The organism is Nocardia nova NBRC 15556 (assembly GCF_001613005.1).
Taxonomy (GTDB): Bacteria; Actinomycetota; Actinomycetes; order Mycobacteriales; family Mycobacteriaceae; genus Nocardia; species Nocardia nova.
The window spans coordinates 1-17740 of record NZ_BDBN01000132.1 but is presented as its reverse complement, the minus strand read 5'-3'; the positions used below and the strand labels follow the sequence as shown (position 1 = coordinate 17740).

Annotated in this window: 18 protein-coding genes and 1 pseudogene; 9 read left to right on the top strand and 10 right to left on the bottom strand. The window is 68.8% G+C overall.

The genetic code is table 11. The features are described 5' to 3' along the window. Positions 1–131: 131 nt before the first annotated feature. Complete coding sequence (locus NN2_RS33740) at positions 132–746, bottom strand: TetR/AcrR family transcriptional regulator (protein ID WP_063019149.1); 615 nt, start codon at positions 744–746, stop codon at positions 132–134. A 101-nt stretch (positions 747–847) separates the two neighbouring features. Between NN2_RS33740 and NN2_RS33735 the strand changes: the two genes are divergently transcribed. Further along, the gene (locus tag NN2_RS33735; RefSeq protein ID WP_063019147.1) at positions 848–1585 is read left to right on the top strand and encodes an SDR family oxidoreductase; all 738 of its coding nucleotides are present in this window, start codon (positions 848–850) and stop codon (positions 1583–1585) included. 565 nt (positions 1586–2150) lie between these two features. Here NN2_RS33735 and NN2_RS33730 read toward each other — a convergent pair. Beyond that, positions 2151–3839, bottom strand: coding sequence for a DEAD/DEAH box helicase (locus tag NN2_RS33730; protein WP_245658963.1), 1689 nt, complete (start codon positions 3837–3839; stop codon positions 2151–2153). A 149-nt stretch (positions 3840–3988) separates the two neighbouring features. Here NN2_RS33730 and NN2_RS33725 point away from each other — a divergent pair, with 149 nt between their 5' ends. Then, on the top strand, positions 3989–4759 hold the full coding sequence (locus tag NN2_RS33725) for a TetR/AcrR family transcriptional regulator (protein ID WP_063019143.1): 771 nt from the start codon (positions 3989–3991) through the stop codon (positions 4757–4759). Positions 4760–4840: 81 nt separating this feature from the next. Here the strand turns inward: NN2_RS33725 and NN2_RS33720 are convergent, their stop codons facing one another. Then, positions 4841–5035 (bottom strand): DUF7455 domain-containing protein, encoded by a 195-nt coding sequence (locus NN2_RS33720; RefSeq protein WP_030517230.1) that lies wholly within the window; start codon positions 5033–5035, stop codon positions 4841–4843. Positions 5036–5468: 433 nt separating this feature from the next. On the opposite strand from NN2_RS33720, the gene NN2_RS33715 reads away from it, so the two are divergent. From NN2_RS33715 to NN2_RS33705, 3 genes are read left to right on the top strand one after another with little or no spacing between them, the layout of a single operon-like run. Next, positions 5469–5843, top strand: coding sequence for a DUF952 domain-containing protein (locus NN2_RS33715; protein WP_063019153.1), 375 nt, complete (start codon positions 5469–5471; stop codon positions 5841–5843). 15 nt (positions 5844–5858) lie between these two features. Beyond that, the gene (locus NN2_RS33710) at positions 5859–6341 is read left to right on the top strand and encodes a cation:proton antiporter regulatory subunit (RefSeq protein WP_030517228.1); all 483 of its coding nucleotides are present in this window, start codon (positions 5859–5861) and stop codon (positions 6339–6341) included. Between the two features lie 4 nt (positions 6342–6345). After that, complete coding sequence (locus NN2_RS33705; RefSeq protein WP_063019141.1) at positions 6346–7524, top strand: cation:proton antiporter; 1179 nt, start codon at positions 6346–6348, stop codon at positions 7522–7524. On the opposite strand, the gene NN2_RS33700 is transcribed toward NN2_RS33705, so the two are convergent. From NN2_RS33700 to ppgK, 5 genes are all read right to left on the bottom strand, one after another. Continuing rightward, complete coding sequence (locus NN2_RS33700; RefSeq protein ID WP_174555047.1) at positions 7489–8349, bottom strand: rhomboid-like protein; 861 nt, start codon at positions 8347–8349, stop codon at positions 7489–7491. The two genes, NN2_RS33705 and NN2_RS33700, sit on opposite strands and share 36 nt — an antisense overlap. A gap of 134 nt (positions 8350–8483) precedes the next feature. Further along, the gene (locus tag NN2_RS33695) at positions 8484–9335 is read right to left on the bottom strand and encodes an MHYT domain-containing protein (protein WP_063910946.1); all 852 of its coding nucleotides are present in this window, start codon (positions 9333–9335) and stop codon (positions 8484–8486) included. Between the two features lie 218 nt (positions 9336–9553). Further along, on the bottom strand, positions 9554–11143 hold the full coding sequence (locus NN2_RS33690; protein WP_063019140.1) for a Na+/H+ antiporter: 1590 nt from the start codon (positions 11141–11143) through the stop codon (positions 9554–9556). 96 nt (positions 11144–11239) lie between these two features. Continuing rightward, positions 11240–12631 (bottom strand): RNA polymerase sigma factor, encoded by a 1392-nt coding sequence (locus NN2_RS33685; protein ID WP_063019137.1) that lies wholly within the window; start codon positions 12629–12631, stop codon positions 11240–11242. A 152-nt stretch (positions 12632–12783) separates the two neighbouring features. Continuing rightward, positions 12784–13542 (bottom strand): polyphosphate--glucose phosphotransferase, encoded by a 759-nt coding sequence (gene ppgK, locus NN2_RS33680; protein WP_030517222.1) that lies wholly within the window; start codon positions 13540–13542, stop codon positions 12784–12786. 118 nt (positions 13543–13660) lie between these two features. Here ppgK and NN2_RS33675 point away from each other — a divergent pair, with 118 nt between their 5' ends. Next, positions 13661–14572 carry an inositol monophosphatase family protein gene (locus NN2_RS33675; protein WP_063019136.1) on the top strand — a complete coding sequence of 304 codons (912 nt, stop codon included), beginning with the start codon at positions 13661–13663 and terminating at the stop codon, positions 14570–14572. Between the two features lie 13 nt (positions 14573–14585). Here the strand turns inward: NN2_RS33675 and cei are convergent, their stop codons facing one another. Beyond that, entirely contained in the window at positions 14586–15263 is a 678-nt protein-coding gene (gene cei, locus NN2_RS33670) for an envelope integrity protein Cei (RefSeq protein ID WP_030517220.1), read from the bottom strand. Positions 15264–15774: 511 nt separating this feature from the next. Here cei and NN2_RS33665 point away from each other — a divergent pair. Next, a complete protein-coding gene (locus NN2_RS33665) occupies positions 15775–16077 on the top strand; it encodes a DUF4193 domain-containing protein (protein ID WP_025351469.1) in 303 nt (100 codons plus the stop codon). A gap of 76 nt (positions 16078–16153) precedes the next feature. Here the strand turns inward: NN2_RS33665 and NN2_RS33660 are convergent, their stop codons facing one another. Beyond that, positions 16154–16687 carry a DUF3093 domain-containing protein gene (locus NN2_RS33660; RefSeq protein WP_369828772.1) on the bottom strand — a complete coding sequence of 178 codons (534 nt, stop codon included), beginning with the start codon at positions 16685–16687 and terminating at the stop codon, positions 16154–16156. 138 nt (positions 16688–16825) lie between these two features. Here NN2_RS33660 and dut point away from each other — a divergent pair, with 138 nt between their 5' ends. Together dut and NN2_RS33650 are read left to right on the top strand one after the other, a co-directional pair. After that, positions 16826–17323 carry a dUTP diphosphatase gene (gene dut / locus NN2_RS33655; protein WP_063019151.1) on the top strand — a complete coding sequence of 166 codons (498 nt, stop codon included), beginning with the start codon at positions 16826–16828 and terminating at the stop codon, positions 17321–17323. A gap of 2 nt (positions 17324–17325) precedes the next feature. Next, positions 17326–17740 (top strand): annotated as a pseudogene (locus tag NN2_RS33650) (hypothetical protein); the annotation flags it as partial.

Genomic DNA, 17740 nt, shown 5'->3' with positions numbered 1-17740 from the left:
CCGCCGACAGCGCTGGCGACCGCCGATCAGCTGTCCCAGCGCATCGCGGCACTGCGGCGCATGTAGTCGCAGCTGCGTCGGGGTGGCGAAAAGTCCTGGCCCGCAGCGTTTTCCGAAACGGACCGGGTGCTTCAGCGCTGTTCGGCGGGGGCCGATTCCGGCCAGACTTGCAGCGCCCGGTCGATGGTCCGGCCGAGCCGGTGCAGGTCCACGCCGTCACCGGCCTGCACCGACAGTCCGAACAGCACGGCGGTGTAGAAATCGGCGAGACCGTCGATGTCGGTGTCGGCCGGCAGATCCCCGTCGTGGATGCCGCGCTCGAGGCGCTGCCGCACCGCTTCGGTGGTGTGGCGACGGCGTTCGGCGAGCAGATCCCGGACGGCGCCGTGGCGCGGGCCCGCCGTATTGCCCGCGACCACCACCAGACATCCGCGCGGTGTGGCGGGGTCGCAGTAGGCGGCCGCGTTGTCGCGCAGCATCGCCTCGACGGCCGCGCGCGCGGTCGGCGCGGTCGCGAGCGCGCGGGCGGTGTATCCGCCTTCGGTGCGGCCGTAGAGTTCGACGGCTTCGCGGAACAGTTGCTCCTTACATCCGAAGGCGGCGTACAGACTGGGGGAATTGATCCCCATCGCGGACGTCAGATCGCTCATCGCGGCGCCTTCGTAGCCGTGTTCCCAGAACACTTCCATGGCGCGCCGCAGCGCGATGTCGCGATCGAATCCGCGCGGACGTCCGCGTTCGGCCATCGAATCCTCTTTCTGTGTCGATCACTAAATATATCTCTTGACGACCGTCGGCCGAGCTGCTTGTCTATTTCTGTATTGATCGACACAGAATTGGAGTGCAGATGAGCGAGTCGACCACCGTGGCTCTCGTGACCGGAGGAAGCCGGGGCATCGGCGCCGCGATCGCGCGGCGCCTGGCCGCCGACGGCATGGATGTGGCGCTGACCTACCGCGGCGCGGCCCAGGCGGCCGAGGCGGTAGCCGCCGATATCCGGGGTCTCGGGCGGCGCGCGATCGCGGTGCAGGCCGACAGTGCCGATGCCGCGCAGGTCGTCGCGGCGGTCCATCGCACCGCCGCGGAACTGGGTGGCGTCGACATCCTGGTCAACAACGCGGGCATCTTCCCGGCCAAGCCGTTCACCGATTTCACCGTTGCCGAGATCGACGAGGCGCTGCACATCCACGCCCGGGCCGCTTTCGTCGCGGCACAGACCGCACTGGCGTACATGGATCGCGGCGGGCGCATCATCAGCATCGGGTCGAACCTGTCCGAACGCGCGTTGTTCGAGGGTTTGACGCTCTACAACCTCAGCAAATCCGCACTAAACGGATTCACTCGAGCGCTCGCGCGAGAACTGGGCCCGCGCGGGATCACGGTCAACCTGGTACAGCCGGGCTCGACCGACACCGATATGAATCCGGCCGCGTCGTCGCACGCCGAGAACCAGCTACGGCATTCGGCGCTCGGCCGCTTCGGCGAGGCCGACGACGTGGCGGGTGTCGTCGCATTCCTCGCCGGCCCGTCCGGCGCCCGCCTGACCGGTGCGACCCTCACCGTCGACGGCGGCACCAACGCGTGACATCCTGTCGTGCGCGCCGGTGAAAAACGTTGCGGGGTCGAGAGAATCGAGCGAGGTCCACCGCGCGGGCGGGACGTCCGCCGCGCCGGTCTCCTCCGCGCCGCCGGACCGGTAGCCCTGCAGATCCAAGGACAGCCAGGGGTTCTCGTCCACGGCTCGGGCGAGGGCGTAGCAGCCGGCCAGCAGGTGCAGGCAGCGTGGGTTGCGGGCCGAACAGGAGCAGTCGGTCGCAGCGAGCCGCGGTATCGGAGCCAAGCCGGCGGCGGTGAGGGTGGCGTGCACCTCGTCGGTGAGCTGGACCAGCTGCGCGGGGATGTGCTCGGCCATGGCGCTCACCGCGGACGCCGGCAGCGGTGCGATCTCCAGCAGCGTCACCGATGCCTGCCCGCCACGGTGGATGTGCGCCGAGACCGTGGTGCCGTCGATTGTCAGGTGAACGCCGCCGTTGCGGGCGATGCTGCGTGCGCGGGGCAGCAGCGGCTCGGGACGTGCCGTCCGGATCGGCTCCGCCAGCCGCACCCAGCCCATACCCCACGGCGTGTAACCGAATTCGTTGTCGGGCATGTCAATTGCCTCGCTTCCGGCGCAGTACGGCGAGCAAGTGGTCGTCGTCCAACCGGGCCAGCCGGGCGACCGCCGAACGTCCGTCGCCGGCGCCGAGTCCGGCCAGCGCTGATTTGCGATCGTGCATACCGGCGATATGTTCCTCGACGGTGGTGGCGCTGGTCAGTGTGGTGATCGTGACCGGGCGGGTCTGCCCGATGCGGTGCGCGCGGTCCGAGGCCTGCGCCTCGACCGCGGGATTCCACCAGCGGTCGAAGTGCACCACGTCCGCGGCGCGGGTCAGGGTCAGGCCGGTCCCGGCGGCCCGCAGGCTCAATATCAGGATCGGCGGGCCGTCGGCGCTCTGGAAAGTGGTGACGATCGCATCGCGCTCGCTCTGCGACAGACCGCCGTGGAACATCGGCGCCTCGACTCCGAATCGCTCGGCGCAGTGGCGTGCCAGCAACTCCCCGGTGCGCCGGTATTGGGTGAAAACCAGTGTCGGGCAATCCAGTTCGAGGTTGTTGGCGAGGATATCGAAGCAGACGTCGAACTTTCCGCTGCGGCCGGTGAGTTCGTCGAGATCGCCGGTGACCAGCCCGGGATGGTTGCACACCTGCTTCAGGGCGGTCAGCGCGGCCAATACGCGCGCGTTGCGTTCGGCGCCCACGCCGAATCCGTCGGCCTCGGCGCGGCCGAGCAGCTCGTCGTAGACACGCTGTTGTTCCGCGGTCAGATCGCAGACCAGGTCGGTGTGGATCTTCGGCGGCAAAGTCGCGGCCACCTGAATCTTGCGGCGGGCCAGCACGATCGGCTCGATGGTGTCGTGCAGCCGCCGCACGGCCACGGTGGAACCCTCCTCGATGGGACGGACGAAGCGCCGCCGGAACTGCGCCTTGTGGGTGAACGCCGCGGGTGTGACCAGATTGAGCAGCGCCCACAGTTCGTCGAGATGGTTCTCCACGGGCGTGCCGGTCAGGGCGACCCGCGCTCGCGCGGACACGGCGCGCGCGGCGCGCGAGACCTGCGTGCGGGGATTCTTCAGCACTTGCGCCTCGTCGAATATCGCGGTGGCCCAATCGATATCGGCCAGTGCCGGTCCGTGGCCGCGCAGCGTCGGATATCCGGTGACGAGCACCGCATCGGGTCCGGGCTCGCCGAGTTCGCCGCCGCGCCAGGCGAGTGGGCGCAGTCCGGGCGCGAAGCGAGTGATCTCGTGGATCCAGTTGCCGACCAGCGAGGTCGGACAGACCACGAGTTGCGGGCCGGACTCGGCGCGTCCGAGGAGAAAGCCGATGGCCTGCACGGTCTTTCCCAGTCCCATCTCGTCGGCGAGCACCGCGCCGCCGTGGTCGGCGGTCGTCCGGTGCAGCCAGGAGATTCCGCGCGCCTGATAGGGCCGCAACCGCGCACGGAGTGGTTCGCGCAACGCCCGCGCGATGTCCTCGGTCTCGCGGTAGGCCCGCACCGCCCGGTCGGCGGAGACGATCGCGGTCGCCGCGGCATTGGGTACGGCGTGGGCGGCGGCGGGCAACAGCTCCGGCCCGCCGGCCTCTCGTGCGACGCGCTGCCAGGCCGACAGTGACGAACCGGCGCGGGCCACGTCGACCGCGCCGAGCTGATCGGCGTCGACGACGGCGCAGGTGACCTCGCTCACTCCGATCGTGGTGCCGTCGGGATCCGGGAGGGCGAGCCGGACGGTATCGCGCACACCGGGCGGCGGAGCTTCGGTCGCCGCGGCGCCCCAGTGCCACAGGGCGAACGCATGGCGGTCGGGCAGATAGGTGGCGTGTGTCGTGTGCAGAGGACCCTCGCTTATCTACGTATAGTGTACGGAGTATTATAACCCCGTACAGTGTAATGAGATTTCCGAGGAGTGTTGTGGCTCAGAAATCCGCCTCCGACCGGGCGCGGCAGGTGATCGCCCTGCTGTGGCGCCGCGAACTTCCGGCCCGTCCGGGGATGCGCGGGCCGAAGCAGACGGTCGAGGTGGACGAGGTGATTCGCACCGCGATCCGGATCGCCGACCGCGACGGTTACAGCGCGGTATCCATCCGAGCGGTGGCGACGGCGCTCGGGCTGGGGCCGATGAGTCTCTATACCTACGTCCCCGACAAGCAGGCGCTGATCATCGCGATGGTCGACTGGGTGGCCGGCGAGGACACGCCGCTCGACCCGGCCGCGCCCCTGCGCGAGCGTCTGGCGGCCATTGCTCGCGGTGTCCGCGCGGAACTGCTCACCCACCCGTGGCTACTGGAGGTACCGCCGTGGCGGCTGGATCTGGGTCCGGGGCGGATGCGACGTTACGAACGGCAGTTGAGCGCGCTGGAAGGGGCGGGGCTGTCCGATGTCGACATGGACCGGACCATTGCCGCGCTGTCGGATTTCGCGACCGGCAATGCTCGCACGGCGGTCGCGGCCCGGCGCGGCGCCGAGGAGATGAGCGATGCGCGCTGGTGGGAGGCGTACGGGCCGGTGCTCACCGAGGCCATGACGGGGCAGTCGTTTCCGCTCGCGGAGCGGGTGGGCGCCGCGGTAGGGGAGCAGTATCAGGCGCCCGGAGATCCGGACGGCGCCTTCGAGTACGGACTGGCCCGCCTGCTGGACGGGCTGACATCCCGGCACCTGTGATCGGAGGTGCTGTGATCCGAGACATGAAAAAGGGCGGCCCGGAGGCCGCCCTTGGCTGACAGGGGACGTGAGGAGCCGGCCTTACAGTGCCGGTGCCGACTCGGTATCGATGACTGCCTCCAGTTCGCGCAGGCGCTCCATGTGCTCGTTCGCGTGGTGCTGGCAGAAGAGCAACTCGCCACCGGCGGGAAGTGTCGCGCGCACGCGCGCGGCCGCACCGCAGCGGTCGCAACGATCGACCGCAGTCAGTGGGGTGCTTGTCAGTGTTCCTGGCATGACTCCTCCGTCCTGGCTCCCGGCGCAGAAAGCCGTTCGCCTGGTGTGGGGCCCGCGGTCCCTTCCGCGGGCTCGCTACCGCTACTTCCCAGCAGTGGCTGATGACTACTCTGTCAGACGTTCGGGACGGGGGCTTTGTTCCCGAAGATGTTTGTATGTGTTTTCCCTAACATGACCAGGTATTTCGCTGTGGGCGAACACCATGACCATCCTTGGGAACCTCGGTTCACCACCTGTGGTTCAACACTTCGGAAAAAGGCCGATCCAGTTGTCTGCTCGCAGATTACCCGCGCCCACCGACAATCAACCGCTCAATCAAACGTCCGCTTCGTTCCGTTCGGCGGGTCGCGCGCGCCACGCTGGGTATGGTGCAGCCGTGACTGCCGACAACGTTGCCCCCGCCGCCTCGAATACCGAAAACACCAACGGGCGCATGCTGGTTCATCTCTGTACGCCCGCGGAGTGGGAGCAGGCGCAGCGAATCGGCGAACGGGTGGCACCCTCGCTCGAGGCCGAGGGGTTCCTTCATCTGTCCGCACCGCATCAGGTGCATCTGCCGGCGAACCGGTTGTTCGCCGGGTGCGACGATATGCTGCTGCTCTGGGTCGACGTCACCCGCCTGAGCGCGCCGCTGCGCTGGGAGCCGGGCGTGGCCGACGACCCGGGTTCGATGCGCTTTCCGCACCTCTACGGCCCGCTTCCCATTACGGCGGTGGTGCGCACCAGTTACTATGGCCCTGATGAAAAAGGGACATTTCCGGCACTCACCGCGGATCCGGCTCAGTGGCCGGCCTCTCGAAGTGCTTGATCTAGGCTGGATTTCGTGAACGTCGATGTGACACAGCTGCCCGGAATTGGCGTCCGTAAGGACTTCGAGGCGCGGTCCGGGCGCCGGATCGGAGTTGTCGCTCATCGTGACGGTGGTATCGATCTCATCGTCTCCAAGCACGACGATCCCGACGACTGCGCCGCCCAGGTGCCGCTGACCGTCGACGAGGCGGCCGTACTCGCCAATCTGCTGGGCGCACCGCAGCTCGTTGAGAAGCTCAAGGACGATCATCGCGATCTGCCGGGCATCACCACCCGCCAGCTCCCGATCGGTGACGAATCGCCGTATTCGGGGCGTGCGCTCGGCGACACCCGCATGCGCACCCGCACCAAGGCGTCGATCGTCGCCGTGATGCGGGCCGGGCAGATCTACCCCTCGCCCGGTCCGGACTTCGTGCTCGTGGCGGGCGACCTGCTGGTCGTGGTCGGAACCCCGCAGGGCCTCGACGAGGCGCTCGAGATTCTGACCGGCGGGTGAGCCGGTGGAGTCGACCGCACTAGCCCTGTTCGAGCTCGGAGCGGTCCTGTTCGCCCTCGGTGTCCTGGGGCGTGTCGCAGGGCGTTTCGGCATGTCCCCGATCCCGCTCTACCTCCTCGGCGGCCTGGCCTTCGGTGACGGCGGTGTGCTCACTGTCAAGGCCGCCACCGAATTCGGCCATCTCGCAGGCGAAATCGGCGTCGTGCTGCTGCTGTTGCTGCTGGGCCTGGAATACACCGCGCCGGAACTGGTCTCGGGCATGCGCAAGTCCTGGCTCGCGGGTCTGCTCGACATCGTGCTGAACGCCACGCCCGGCGCGGTGGTGGCGCTGCTGCTCGGCTGGGGGCCGACCGGCGCGATCACCCTGGCCGGCGTCACCTACATCTCGTCCTCCGGCATCGCGGCGAAGGTGCTCAACGACCTCGGACGGCTCGGTAACCGGGAGACGCCGGTCGTGCTGTCGGTTCTGGTGTTCGAGGATCTGGCGATGGCGATCTATCTGCCGATCCTGACCACCCTCCTGGCCGGTGTCGGCTGGCTGGCCGGATTGCGGTCGCTGGCGCTGGCCCTGCTCGTGATCGCGATCGTGCTGGTTATCGCGCTGCGCTACGGGCGCTTCGTGTCCTCGATCGTGGACAGCAAGGATCGCGAGGTGTTCCTGCTGCAGTTGCTGGGGGCCGCGCTGCTGGTCGCGGGCCTCGCCTCCGCGCTGAACGTCTCGGCCGCGGTCGGCGCGTTCCTGCTGGGTATCGCGATCTCCGGATCCACCGCGCAGAGCGCCGCGAAACTCCTGGAACCGCTGCGGGATCTGTTCGCCGCCATCTTCTTCGTGGCCTTCGGCCTCAACACCGATCCGCACAAGATCCCGCAGGTCCTCGGCTGGGCGGTGCTGCTGGCCGTGATCACCACGCTGACCAAGATCGGAACCGGGTGGTTCGCGGCCAAGCGGCAGGGCATCGGACGGCTCGGTCGTGCGCGCGCCGGCGCCGCCCTGGTGGCCCGCGGTGAATTCTCGATCGTCATTGCGGGACTTGCCGTTTCGGTCGGTGCGGTACCGGGCAAGCTGGCGGCGCTGGCCTCGGCCTACGTCTTGCTGATGGCGATCCTCGGCCCGGTCGCGGCGCGCGTGGTCGAACCCGTGGTGCGCTCAATGCAGCGTCGGCTCGCTCCGGCCGTCGGCTGAGGGCTCGTCCTCGCTCACCAGGGCGCGCGCGGGATGGTCGATCGGCCGGGGCGCGGTGTCGCCCGGTGCGCGGCGGGTGCCCGCGGGCCGCTGGTCGCGGATCCGCTCGAGCCGCCGCGACAACGCCACCGCGACCGCCCCGACCACGAAGCCGATGAACAGCGCCGTCAGGTGGCCGTAGTCGGTGAACGTGCGCCCGTGCCAGGCGGCGAAGCCGAACCAGGCCAGCAACCCGACCGCCCACACGGCCCGGGGTGTACCGCGCAGATGGAAGCTCAGCGCGGCCAGCACCGCGGTGAAACCGTAGGAGGACCCCACATCGGAAGCCACCGCGATGCGCAGCGGAATCAGCTCGTGGTGCACCGCGAAGGCGATGCCGGTGACCACGATCATCGAGGCGCCGACGTGGCCGCAGGCGAACACCATGATCCAGCGCAACGTCCCCAGCCAGCGCTCGGCGAAGGCCATCACCGTCAGGAAGCCGATGATGATCACCCACGGAAATCCGCCGTCGGTCCAGAACGCCGACGCGACCAGCACTTGTACCGGCTCCCGGCGCATATTGTGCAGATTCGTCGAGGCCGACAGGATCAGCCGGTGCCCGGCGAAATCACTGATCCCGCGCAGCGTCCACCAGGTGACGAACAATGTGAACGCGTAGGCGCAGGAGGCCGGCGCACCGGCCAGATGGTCGTGGACCGCCTTCCCGGCCCGGTAGATCCGATCCGGGCCGTGCCACCAGTCCAGCAGTTGCCGGCGCCCGGTGTCGAGGTCGAGCGTCCGGGCCCACGGGGACCGGTAGTGATTCAAAGCGGAAGACGCCACGTATGCCAGTGTCGCCCGCGGCGGGCCGGTCCGCCCACCGACCCGCGCAATCCGGTGCCACAGGTTCGCCTCGCGGCGGTTTCCCGCCGGTGAGCTGTGCGGTCACCGCATTGCGCGGGCCCTGCCGACGGCGGCTAGCGGCGGTGCCGGTGTGTCTGCTCGCCGGGGTACTCCTCGCGAGCGAACGACCCGGTCGCCGGGGAGTCGGACTCGGTGCTGCTGGGCCAGTAACGGCTCGCGCGCTGCCCACGGATGCGCGACAGATCCGGCTCGTGGATATCGGTGATGCCGACCTGCAGGAACAGCAACAGCGTCACCATGCTGACGCCGATGATCAGCGGGGTCAGCAGCTGATTGGCCTGCGCCCCCGACGGCGCCTGCATGTGCTCGGCCATATGGGCCTGCATGGCGTACATGCCGGTGTAGTGCATACCGCAGACCGCGACGCCCATGATCATCGCCGAACCGATGGTCGCGAGCAGTCCCTCGACGTGCAGCGCGAACCACAACGCCGCGGTCGCCGCCACCACCGCGATCACGATGGAGACGAGGACCAGCCACGCGTCGTAGTGCATCGCGACATCGGTCTTCATCGCGTACATGCCGGCGTAGTGCATCGCGGCCACACCCAGCCCGGTGACCGCCCCGCCGGTCAGCAGCGCCGAGGTGTCGCCCCGCCGGCGGATCACCAGCGACAGGCCGATCCAGACCACGACCACCGCGATCGCGGCGCTGATCAACGTGATCGGGATGTCGTAGCGAATGGTCGCCCCGTGGACCGAGAAACCCAGCATCGCGATGAAGTGCATGACCCAGACGCCCGTACCGCCCAGGGCCACGGCCGCGGTGACGACCCATCCGCGGCGCTCGGGGTTGGCCCGCGCGCGCACCATACAGCGCAACGCGAGCAACGAACCGATGACGGACATGACGTAGGCCAGTGTGGGTGTCAACCACCCGTAGGTGAACTGGTCGATCTGAAGCATGCGGACTCCTTGCCGAAAGTGCGTCACCGCATCCCCATGCCGGTGACCGTCCGCACATTAGCTATATACTCGCAGGTAGTAAATTTCCCGAACGTTAGTCCTGGAAAATAGCTGGTGTTTACCGGAGCGCGAGGCCAGTTCGCGTCGCGTGTCCGTGGACCGGGGCTCGATCGCCGCAGGGTGTCCAGGGGACTCGACCGTCGCGCGAGTCCGCTACCTCACAGCAGCGGCGGCGGGCGCAGATCCAGCCGGCGCATCACCCGGTCCACCAGATCCGGCGGCATACCCGGTTCGCGCCGGGCGGCCAGCGCCTCACCGCGGCCGGCGTCGAGGACGTCGTTGCTGATGGTGCGCAATTTGCCGGTCAGCCGCATGGCGTGCTCGACGGTCTTGGTGCCGTCGGCGGCCTGGGCCGCTTCCGGGTCGGCGCGCATCAACCGGCGTTCCACGCTGTCGCGCAGCCGCTGATACACCTCGTCGGGCAGATCCTCGTTGTCGGCGATGTCCTCCAGCCGGGCCAGTTCCGCGCGCAGGATCCGCGTCCACAGCCGTCGCTCCATGGCTCGCTCGACCTCGGTATCGGCCTTCACCCCGGTCCAGCGAGCGACCAGAGGCAGCGTGGGACCCTGCAGCAGCAGCGTGAACAGCACCACGACGAACGCGATGAACAGGACCTCGGTGCGGCCGGGGAAGTCTGCGCCCGAATCGGTGGTCAGCGGCAACGCCAGCGCCAGCGCGACGGTCACCACGCCGCGCATGCCGGCCCACCAGGTGACCACGGTCTCGCGCCAGGTGTACGGCTCGTCCACCCGCCGGCGCCGCCACCATCCGCGAAACAGCGCGGTACTCGCGAGCAGCCACAGCACCCGCAGGGCAACCACCACGCCGACCACCGCGGCCGCCCCGCCGAGCAGGCGTGGCCAGTTCGGACCGGTGGTGGCGAGCACCGTGCTCAACTCCAGGCCCACCAGTCCGAAGGCGAATCCGGTGACCAGCATGTCGATTACGTCCCAGAACGAATCGCCGACGATTCGGTATCCCACATCGCTGAAATCCGTTGCGGCATCGGTGAGATACAGCGCGCACACGAGGACCGCGAGCACCGCCGAACCGTGCGCGGCCTCGGCGAGTCCGTAGGCGGCGAACGGGAGTAGCAATCCGAGGGCAACCTGCCACGGCGCCTCCGTCAGCCGCCGCATCAGGGCACTGCCGGCCCAGCCGAGCGCGAGCCCGACCGCCATCGCCACCACCGCCGAGACCACGAAGTCGACCGCGGTCCGCCAGGCCGAGAATTGCCCGGTCACCACCGCCTGCACCGCGACGTCGTAGATCACCACCGCGGTCACGTCGTTGAACAGGCCCTCACCCTCGAGCACCGCGACCAGACGCCGCGGCAGGCCCAGCCGGTTCGCCATCGCGCTCACCGCCACCGGATCCGGCGGCGCCACCACCGCGCCCAGGGCGAACGCCGTGCCCACCGGCAGCGCCGGATACCAGAGATGGAAGATCGCGGCGACCGCGGCCGCGGTGGCCACCACCAGACCGACCGCTCGCAACAGGATCGCCCCCGCGTTGGACGCGAACTGCTGCCAGGAGGTGCGCCGCGCCGAGGCGTAGAGCAACGGCGGCAGGACCAGCGGGAGGATCAGCTCGGGCGCCAGCGCGATATTCGGCACGAACGGCAGCACCGCCATGACGAGCCCGAAGACCGTCATCAGCACCGCGGGCGCCAAACCGAGCCGCCGGCCCAGCGGCTGCGCCAGGATCGTCGCGAACGCCAGCACGAAAACCAACACCAACTGATCCACGACAGCCCACCCTATGGGGCCGTCGCGGCAATACCCCGGACATAACGACGATGCCGCCGAGGCGGAACCTCGGCGGCATCATCGGAATCGCGGATATCAGTCCAGGTAGTCGCGCAACACCTGCGACCGGCTGGGGTGGCGCAGCTTGCTCATCGTCTTCGACTCGATCTGGCGGATGCGCTCACGGGTGACCCCGTAGACCTGGCCGATCTCGTCGAGGGTGCGCGGCTGGCCGTCGGTGAGACCGAAGCGCAGCCGGACCACGCCCGCCTCACGCTCGGACAAGGTTTCCAGCACCGACTGCAGCTGATCCTGCAGCAGGGTGAAGCTCACCGCGTCGACCGCGACGACCGCCTCGGAATCCTCGATGAAGTCGCCCAGCTGGGAATCGCCCTCGTCGCCGATTGTCTGGTCCAGCGAGATGGGCTCACGCGCGTACTGCTGGATCTCGAGGACCTTCTCCGGCGTGATGTCCATTTCCTTGGCGAGCTCTTCGGGCGTGGGCTCGCGGCCCAGGTCCTGCAGCAGCTCGCGCTGGATGCGGCCCAGCTTGTTGATGACCTCGACCATGTGCACCGGAATACGGATGGTGCGGGCCTGGTCGGCCATCGCGCGGGTGATGGCCTGCCGGATCCACCAGGTGGCATACGTGGAGAACTTGTAGCCCTTGGTGTAGTCGAACTTCTCCACCGCGCGGATCAGACCCAGGTTGCCCTCCTGGATCAGGTCCAGGAACGCCATGCCGCGGCCGGTGTAGCGCTTGGCCAGCGAGACGACCAGACGCAGGTTGGCCTCGAGCAGGTGGTTCTTGGCACGGTTGCCGTCGCGCATGATCCACTGCAGATCGCGGCGGGTGGCCACCGGCAGCTTCTCGCCCTTGTCGGCGAATTCGCGCAGCTTCTCGGTGGCGTAGAGACCGGCCTCGATCCGCTTGGCGAGTTCGACCTCCTCCTCCGCGTTGAGCAGCGCGACCTTGCCGATCTGCTTGAGGTAGGCGCGCACCGAGTCCGCGGACGCCGTGAGCTCGGCATCCTTGCGGGCCTGGCGCAGGGCCTCGGATTCCTCTTCGTCCCAGACGAAATCGCCGGAGGCCTTGTCCTTCTCCGAGGGCTCGTCGGCTTCCTCGTCCTCGGCTTCGGCCTCTTCGTCCTCGGCGGTCTCTTCGACCAGCTCTTCGCCGTCGTCGCTCAGATCGTCCTCGGAGACCTCCAGGTCACCGAGGTCGTCGAGTTCCAGCGACTCGTCGTCGAGATGCTCGTCGGCTTCGTTGTCCGCGCCGGGGGCCGCCTTCTTCGTGGTGGCCTTCTTGGCGGGTGCTTTCTTTGCAGCCTTGGCTCCCGCTTTCTTGGCGGGGGCCTTCTTCGCGGCGACCTTCTTGGCCGGGGCCTTTTTCGCGGCAGCCTTGCGGACCGGCCGTGCTGCGGTGCCTTCTGCGGAGTCGGCAGCGTCGGCCGATTCGGCGGTCTGTCGGGTATTCGTGGCTACCACGTACGCCCTTTCGTGACGGTCTCGTGCGGCGTCACGCCAGAGTAATCATCCGGCGGAGCGGTTCTGTCGGGGTTGAACCCGGCTCTACGTGCCGGGGTTGTTTTCCGGCTCACCGCCGGTCTCGTTCCATTGTAACTATCGGCAACGAGTGCTCACGGCGCGATCCCGCTATCCACGGCCATCGCGGCGCCCACGATACCCGCGGTGTTGCGGAGATGGGCGGCCGCGACCGGAGTCCGATTGGCCAGCAACGGGATCCAGTGCTCGGCATCGCGGCTGATCCCGCCGCCGGCGACGAAGACCGTCGGCCAGAACAGGTCCTCCAGGGTGACCAGTACCTTCGTCACCTCGGCGGCCCACTCCTTGTACGACAGATTCTTTCGTTCCTTCACCGACGACGCGGCCCGGTGCTCGGCCTCCTTGCCGTGCACCTCGATGTGGCCCAGTTCGGTGTTGGGCACCAGGACGCCGTGGTTCAGCAGCGCCGAGCCGATACCGGTGCCGAAGGTCAACAGCATCACCAGGCCGTCGATGTTGCGGGCCGCGCCGTAGCGGTCCTCGGCCAGGCCCGCGGCGTCGGCGTCGTTGAGCACCACGACGTCGCGTCCGCCCAGCGCCAGCGAGAACAGCTGACGCGCGTCGGTGTCGATCCAGCTCTTGTCGATGTTGGCGGCGGTGCGGGCGATGCCGTTGACCACCACGCTGGGCAGGGTGAGCCCGACCGGGCCGTCCCAGTCGGCCTGGGTGACGAGTTTGGCGACGGTTTCGGCGATGGCGTTCGGGGTGGCCGGGTGGGGCGTGGAGATCTTGATCCGTTCGTGGGCGAGGTCGCCGGTGGCGAGGTCGACGACCGCGCCCTTCACCCCGCTACCCCCGATATCGATTCCGAATGCTTGCCCCCGAGCGGACATCGCGAACTCCTCGTTCCCTGTGGTCTAGGCCGATGAAGGTGCCAGCGGCACGTTACACCGCGCGACGCGCCCGTGGCCGCGACCGCGCGGATGCGAGTCCGGGCGGATCTGTGGTCGGATGGAAACCGTGCCCGAGACGAATTCACCCGCCGACATCGCGGAAGCGCCCGTCCTCGACCCTGCCGAAATCGCCGAATTACGCCGTGTTTCAGTTTATCTGGCCGAGACCGCGGCGGCACACGTCCGCCGCCGCCGTCCCGAGGTGTTCGGCTCGGGGCGCACCGAGGACGACTCGGTCCGCACCAAATCGACGCCCACCGATCCGGTCACCGTGGTCGACACCGAAACCGAGCAGCTGATCCGGTCGTTGCTGGCCGAGACGCGCCCGGGGGAGAGGGTCCTCGGTGAGGAGGGCGGTGGCAGCCTCGGCGCCGCCGGGGAGATCGTGTGGGTGGTCGATCCGATCGACGGCACGGTCAACTTCGTGTACGGCATCCCGGCCTACGCGGTATCGGTGGCCGCGATGCGCGGCGGCCGTTCGCTTGCCGGTGCCGTCGTCGACGTGGCCGGTGGGGTGACCTACAGCGCCGGACTGGGCACGGGTGCCACCCTGGCCGGCGGCGACGAGGAGCCGATCACATTGCGCTGCAACGATATCGACTCCGTCCGGCTGGCTCTGCTGGCCACCGGCTTCGGCTACGGCGCGGCGCGACGGGAACGGCAGGGCGAACTCGTGGCGCAGCTGTTGCCGAAAGTCCGCGACATCCGCCGGATCGGCTCGGCCGCCCTGGACCTCTGCATGGTGGCCGCGGGTCGGGTGGACGCCCACTACGAACACGGCCTCAATCCGTGGGACTGGGCCGCCGGAGCCCTGATCGCGGCCGAGGCGGGGGCGGTACTGCGGCTGCCCGGCGCGGACTCCACCGGCGCGCAGGGGGAGCTGACCGTGGCCGCCGCCGCGGGCATCGCCGACGAGCTCGCCGACCTGTTCGACCGGCTCGGTGTCGCCGCGCCCATCCCCGAGGAGTGAGCGCGGCTCGGCTTCAGCAGCGGGCGGTGCGGGCGGCCTGCAGCAGCGCCGAATCGACGTCCGGGCCGTTGGGCGCCGGATTCTTCAAGGCGCGCAGCACTTCCTCGGCATCGGTGCTCGGCTGCAGATCGTTGCCGAACAGCGTGCCCAGGGCCAGGTCGACGGTGTCGTCGGTGCGCTGATCCTCGATCAGCTCCGCGCACGGCGCGACGAGCTGGACGGCGGCCGCGGCCGGGCGACCGCTCACGCCGTAGCGGATCTGGCCGGTGCATACCAGGTCGCCGTTCAGATAGACCGGATCGTTGCCGAAGACCGGGGCCGGCGGGCTGGCGAAGCCGTAGTCACCGAGCTTGGACGCGATGTGCTCGGCCAGGCCGCGCTGGCCGGACCCGTTGAGCACCCGCACCTTGGCCTGGGCCAGCGGCGCCGGCTCCACATCGTGCAGCCGCGACGGGGACACCACCTCGCCCAGCGGCGCGGGCTGCGGGGAGTTCGCATCCGTGGCGGGGGCCGGCGAATTGCAGGCCATCGCGGTATGGGTGGTGTCGGCGGTGGTCAGCGCCTTGATCCACACGATTGCGCAGATGAGGGCGAGAACCGCGATGAGTGCGACCCACGGCTGGTAGCGGCGCCGCAGGAACGGACGGCCCTTGTTGTCGACCGCGCTGCCTTCGGTGATCAGTGAAACCACACGCACACCTTACGAGTTGGCGGGCGACAGTCGCGCACGCGGACACCTGCGCGCCGGTTCGGCGCGGAAACAGGCAGCTACGGCGATGCCGGATATCGGGATGGTAACGATCGGCGCGGCCGCCCGCGTCGCGATCGGGTCACGGGCCGAGGCGCCGCCGAGCACGAAGCGATGGCGTATCGCCACAGCTGTGCTGTCGCAGTGACGATTACCCGTCGGTTTCGACTCGCTCGAGTTTTGATTGCGACTTTTGCCCCGGCGTCCGCTATTGTCTGGCGGCCCGATACGAATCGGCTGATGTGAATCAGGGAAGCGATTTCGGGAACAACCAGGGCATGTCCTGCGTTGACCGAGCGCGATCCGGTATGGATCAGGGTGATCCGGCCGGGCGGCGAGCGGTGTACACGTGACGTACACCACGGCGGGGCGGCATCGCCGGCGATTCCGACAGGGATCGACGTTCGGCGGAGCCGGTCCGGGATATACGGAGTAAGGACGAGGGGAAGACGACATGGCAACCGACTATGACGCACCTAGGCGCAGTGAATCCGACGAAGTGTCGGAGGACTCGCTCGAGGAGCTGAAGGCTCGTCGCAACGAGGCCGCGTCCGCCGTCGTGGATATCGACGAATCCGATACCGCGGAGTCGTTCGAGCTTCCCGGCGCGGATCTGTCCGAGGAGGTGCTCTCGGTCCGGGTGATCCCGAAGCAGGCCGACGAGTTCACCTGCTCGAGCTGCTTCCTGGTTCACCACCGCAGCAGACTCGCCAGCGAGGCCGGCGGGCAGATGATCTGCATGGATTGCGCGGCCTGAGCGATCCGTGCGGCCGCAGCGGATCAGTTCCGCGGGTAGCTGAGAGAAACGACGACAAACAGCCCGGCAGGTCCCGTCAGCCCGCGCTCGGCACGCCGAGCGCGGCCAGCACCTGCTCGGGTTTACGCGTGCTGATCAGCCAGTACGGAGCGGGGTCGTCCGGATCGTCGAGGACGAGCAGGACCATGGGCCCGATCCAGGGTCGATGCTGGACGAACGCGGCCGGGTCGAGCTGACGACCCAGTGCCGCGCTTTTCGCGCTGGCCGGTACGGGTACCGCCCGGGATACATACGTTACCGGTAGATGGGCCCGGTCCGCGCGCAATTCGAGGATGCCGTCGGCATCCGGTGCCACCTCGACCCGGTGGCGACTCACCCAGAGCAGCGCCCAGACGGGCACCGGGAACAGCAGCACATACGGCAGCCACGCCCGGATACCCGGCGCTCCCATATGGATTTCGGCGGCCAGCAAACCGGTCACCGCCAGCGCCACCGGCCACCACCACAGCGGAACCCACAGCCGTTCGGAATAGACCGCGGCGGGGGTATCGGCGTGTGCGCGCGCCGAGGACTCGTGGGGAGGTACTGCGTGGGACTGGTCGGACACCACATCATGCTAGGTCAGGCCGACATATTCGCTGTCGGCGGGAGCCGGTCCGGGCTGTCCGCGACCGCGGCCGCTCGGTGCCGCCACATCGGAGCCCGGCGCTCCCACGGCCCGGCCGCCGGACGCGTAGGCTCGCTGGACGTGACCGGACTTGCACCCATACCTCTGCTGCGGCTCGATCCCGGCGTCCCGGTGCCCACGCGCGCGCACCCGGGCGATGCCGGAGTGGATTTGTGCACCACCGAAGACGTCATCCTGGAGCCGGGCGAGCGGATGCTCGTCGGCACCGGAATCGCCGTCGCGTTGCCGGAGGGCACCGTCGGCCTCATTCATCCCCGGTCGGGGCTGGCCGCCAAGACGGGTCTGTCCGTCGTCAACACGCCGGGCACGATCGACGCCGGATACCGGGGCGAGATCAAGGTCTGCCTGATCAATCACGACCCGCGCACGGCGATTCAGTTGCGCCGCGGCGATCGGATCGCACAATTGCTGGTGCAGCGTGTGGAACTGGTGGATTTCGTGGAGGTCGGCCAGCTCGACGAAACAGCGCGCGGCGCAGGCGGTTACGGGTCGAGCGGCGGACACCACAGTCTGTCGCCGCAATCCGGCGGGGCGGGCCGCGCCGGAGGGGAGGTATGAACATGTTCGGCCGTGGAGATCATCGATCCGATCATGACTCCGAGCGGGACGACACCGGCTATGGCGATTCCTATTACGACGAGGGATACGCCGAGGGCGGCTACCGGACCGGTACGCACCGGGCACCGGATCTGGGGGACGACGGAGTCTACGGCGAATCCGCCTACGGCCCCGGCTATTCCGAGCCGGACTACCCGGCCGGGCCGAGCGCGGAAGCTGCGGGCGGGCGCACCGGGCGGCACGGCCGCGCGGAGCCGGACCACGGTATGACTCCGCCCGGGTACGGGACGCCGGGACGTCCGGCTGCGCCGTATCCCAGTGCGCGGCCCGACCCGTACGAGACGGGCGCGCACGCACGAATGCCGGCGCGCCCGGGTACTCCGGCACGCGGTGACGCGCCGGTCCGTCCGCCGCGGC

Bases quoted from the DNA above. Each gene is read 5' to 3' on its own strand.
- NN2_RS33740 (WP_063019149.1), bottom strand. From the start codon at position 746: ATGGCCGAACGCGGACGTCCGCGCGGATTCGATCGCGACATCGCGCTG.
- NN2_RS33675 (WP_063019136.1), top strand. From the start codon at position 13,661: ATGGAAACCGTGCCCGAGACGAATTCACCCGCCGACATCGCGGAAGCG.
- NN2_RS33720 (WP_030517230.1), bottom strand. From the start codon at position 5,035: ATGCCAGGAACACTGACAAGCACCCCACTGACTGCGGTCGATCGTTGC.
- NN2_RS33725 (WP_063019143.1), top strand. From the start codon at position 3,989: ATGAGATTTCCGAGGAGTGTTGTGGCTCAGAAATCCGCCTCCGACCGG.
- NN2_RS33735 (WP_063019147.1), top strand. From the start codon at position 848: ATGAGCGAGTCGACCACCGTGGCTCTCGTGACCGGAGGAAGCCGGGGC.
- NN2_RS33695 (WP_063910946.1), bottom strand. From the start codon at position 9,335: ATGCTTCAGATCGACCAGTTCACCTACGGGTGGTTGACACCCACACTG.
- NN2_RS33715 (WP_063019153.1), top strand. From the start codon at position 5,469: ATGCTGGTTCATCTCTGTACGCCCGCGGAGTGGGAGCAGGCGCAGCGA.
- NN2_RS33665 (WP_025351469.1), top strand. From the start codon at position 15,775: ATGGCAACCGACTATGACGCACCTAGGCGCAGTGAATCCGACGAAGTG.
- ppgK (WP_030517222.1), bottom strand. From the start codon at position 13,542: ATGTCCGCTCGGGGGCAAGCATTCGGAATCGATATCGGGGGTAGCGGG.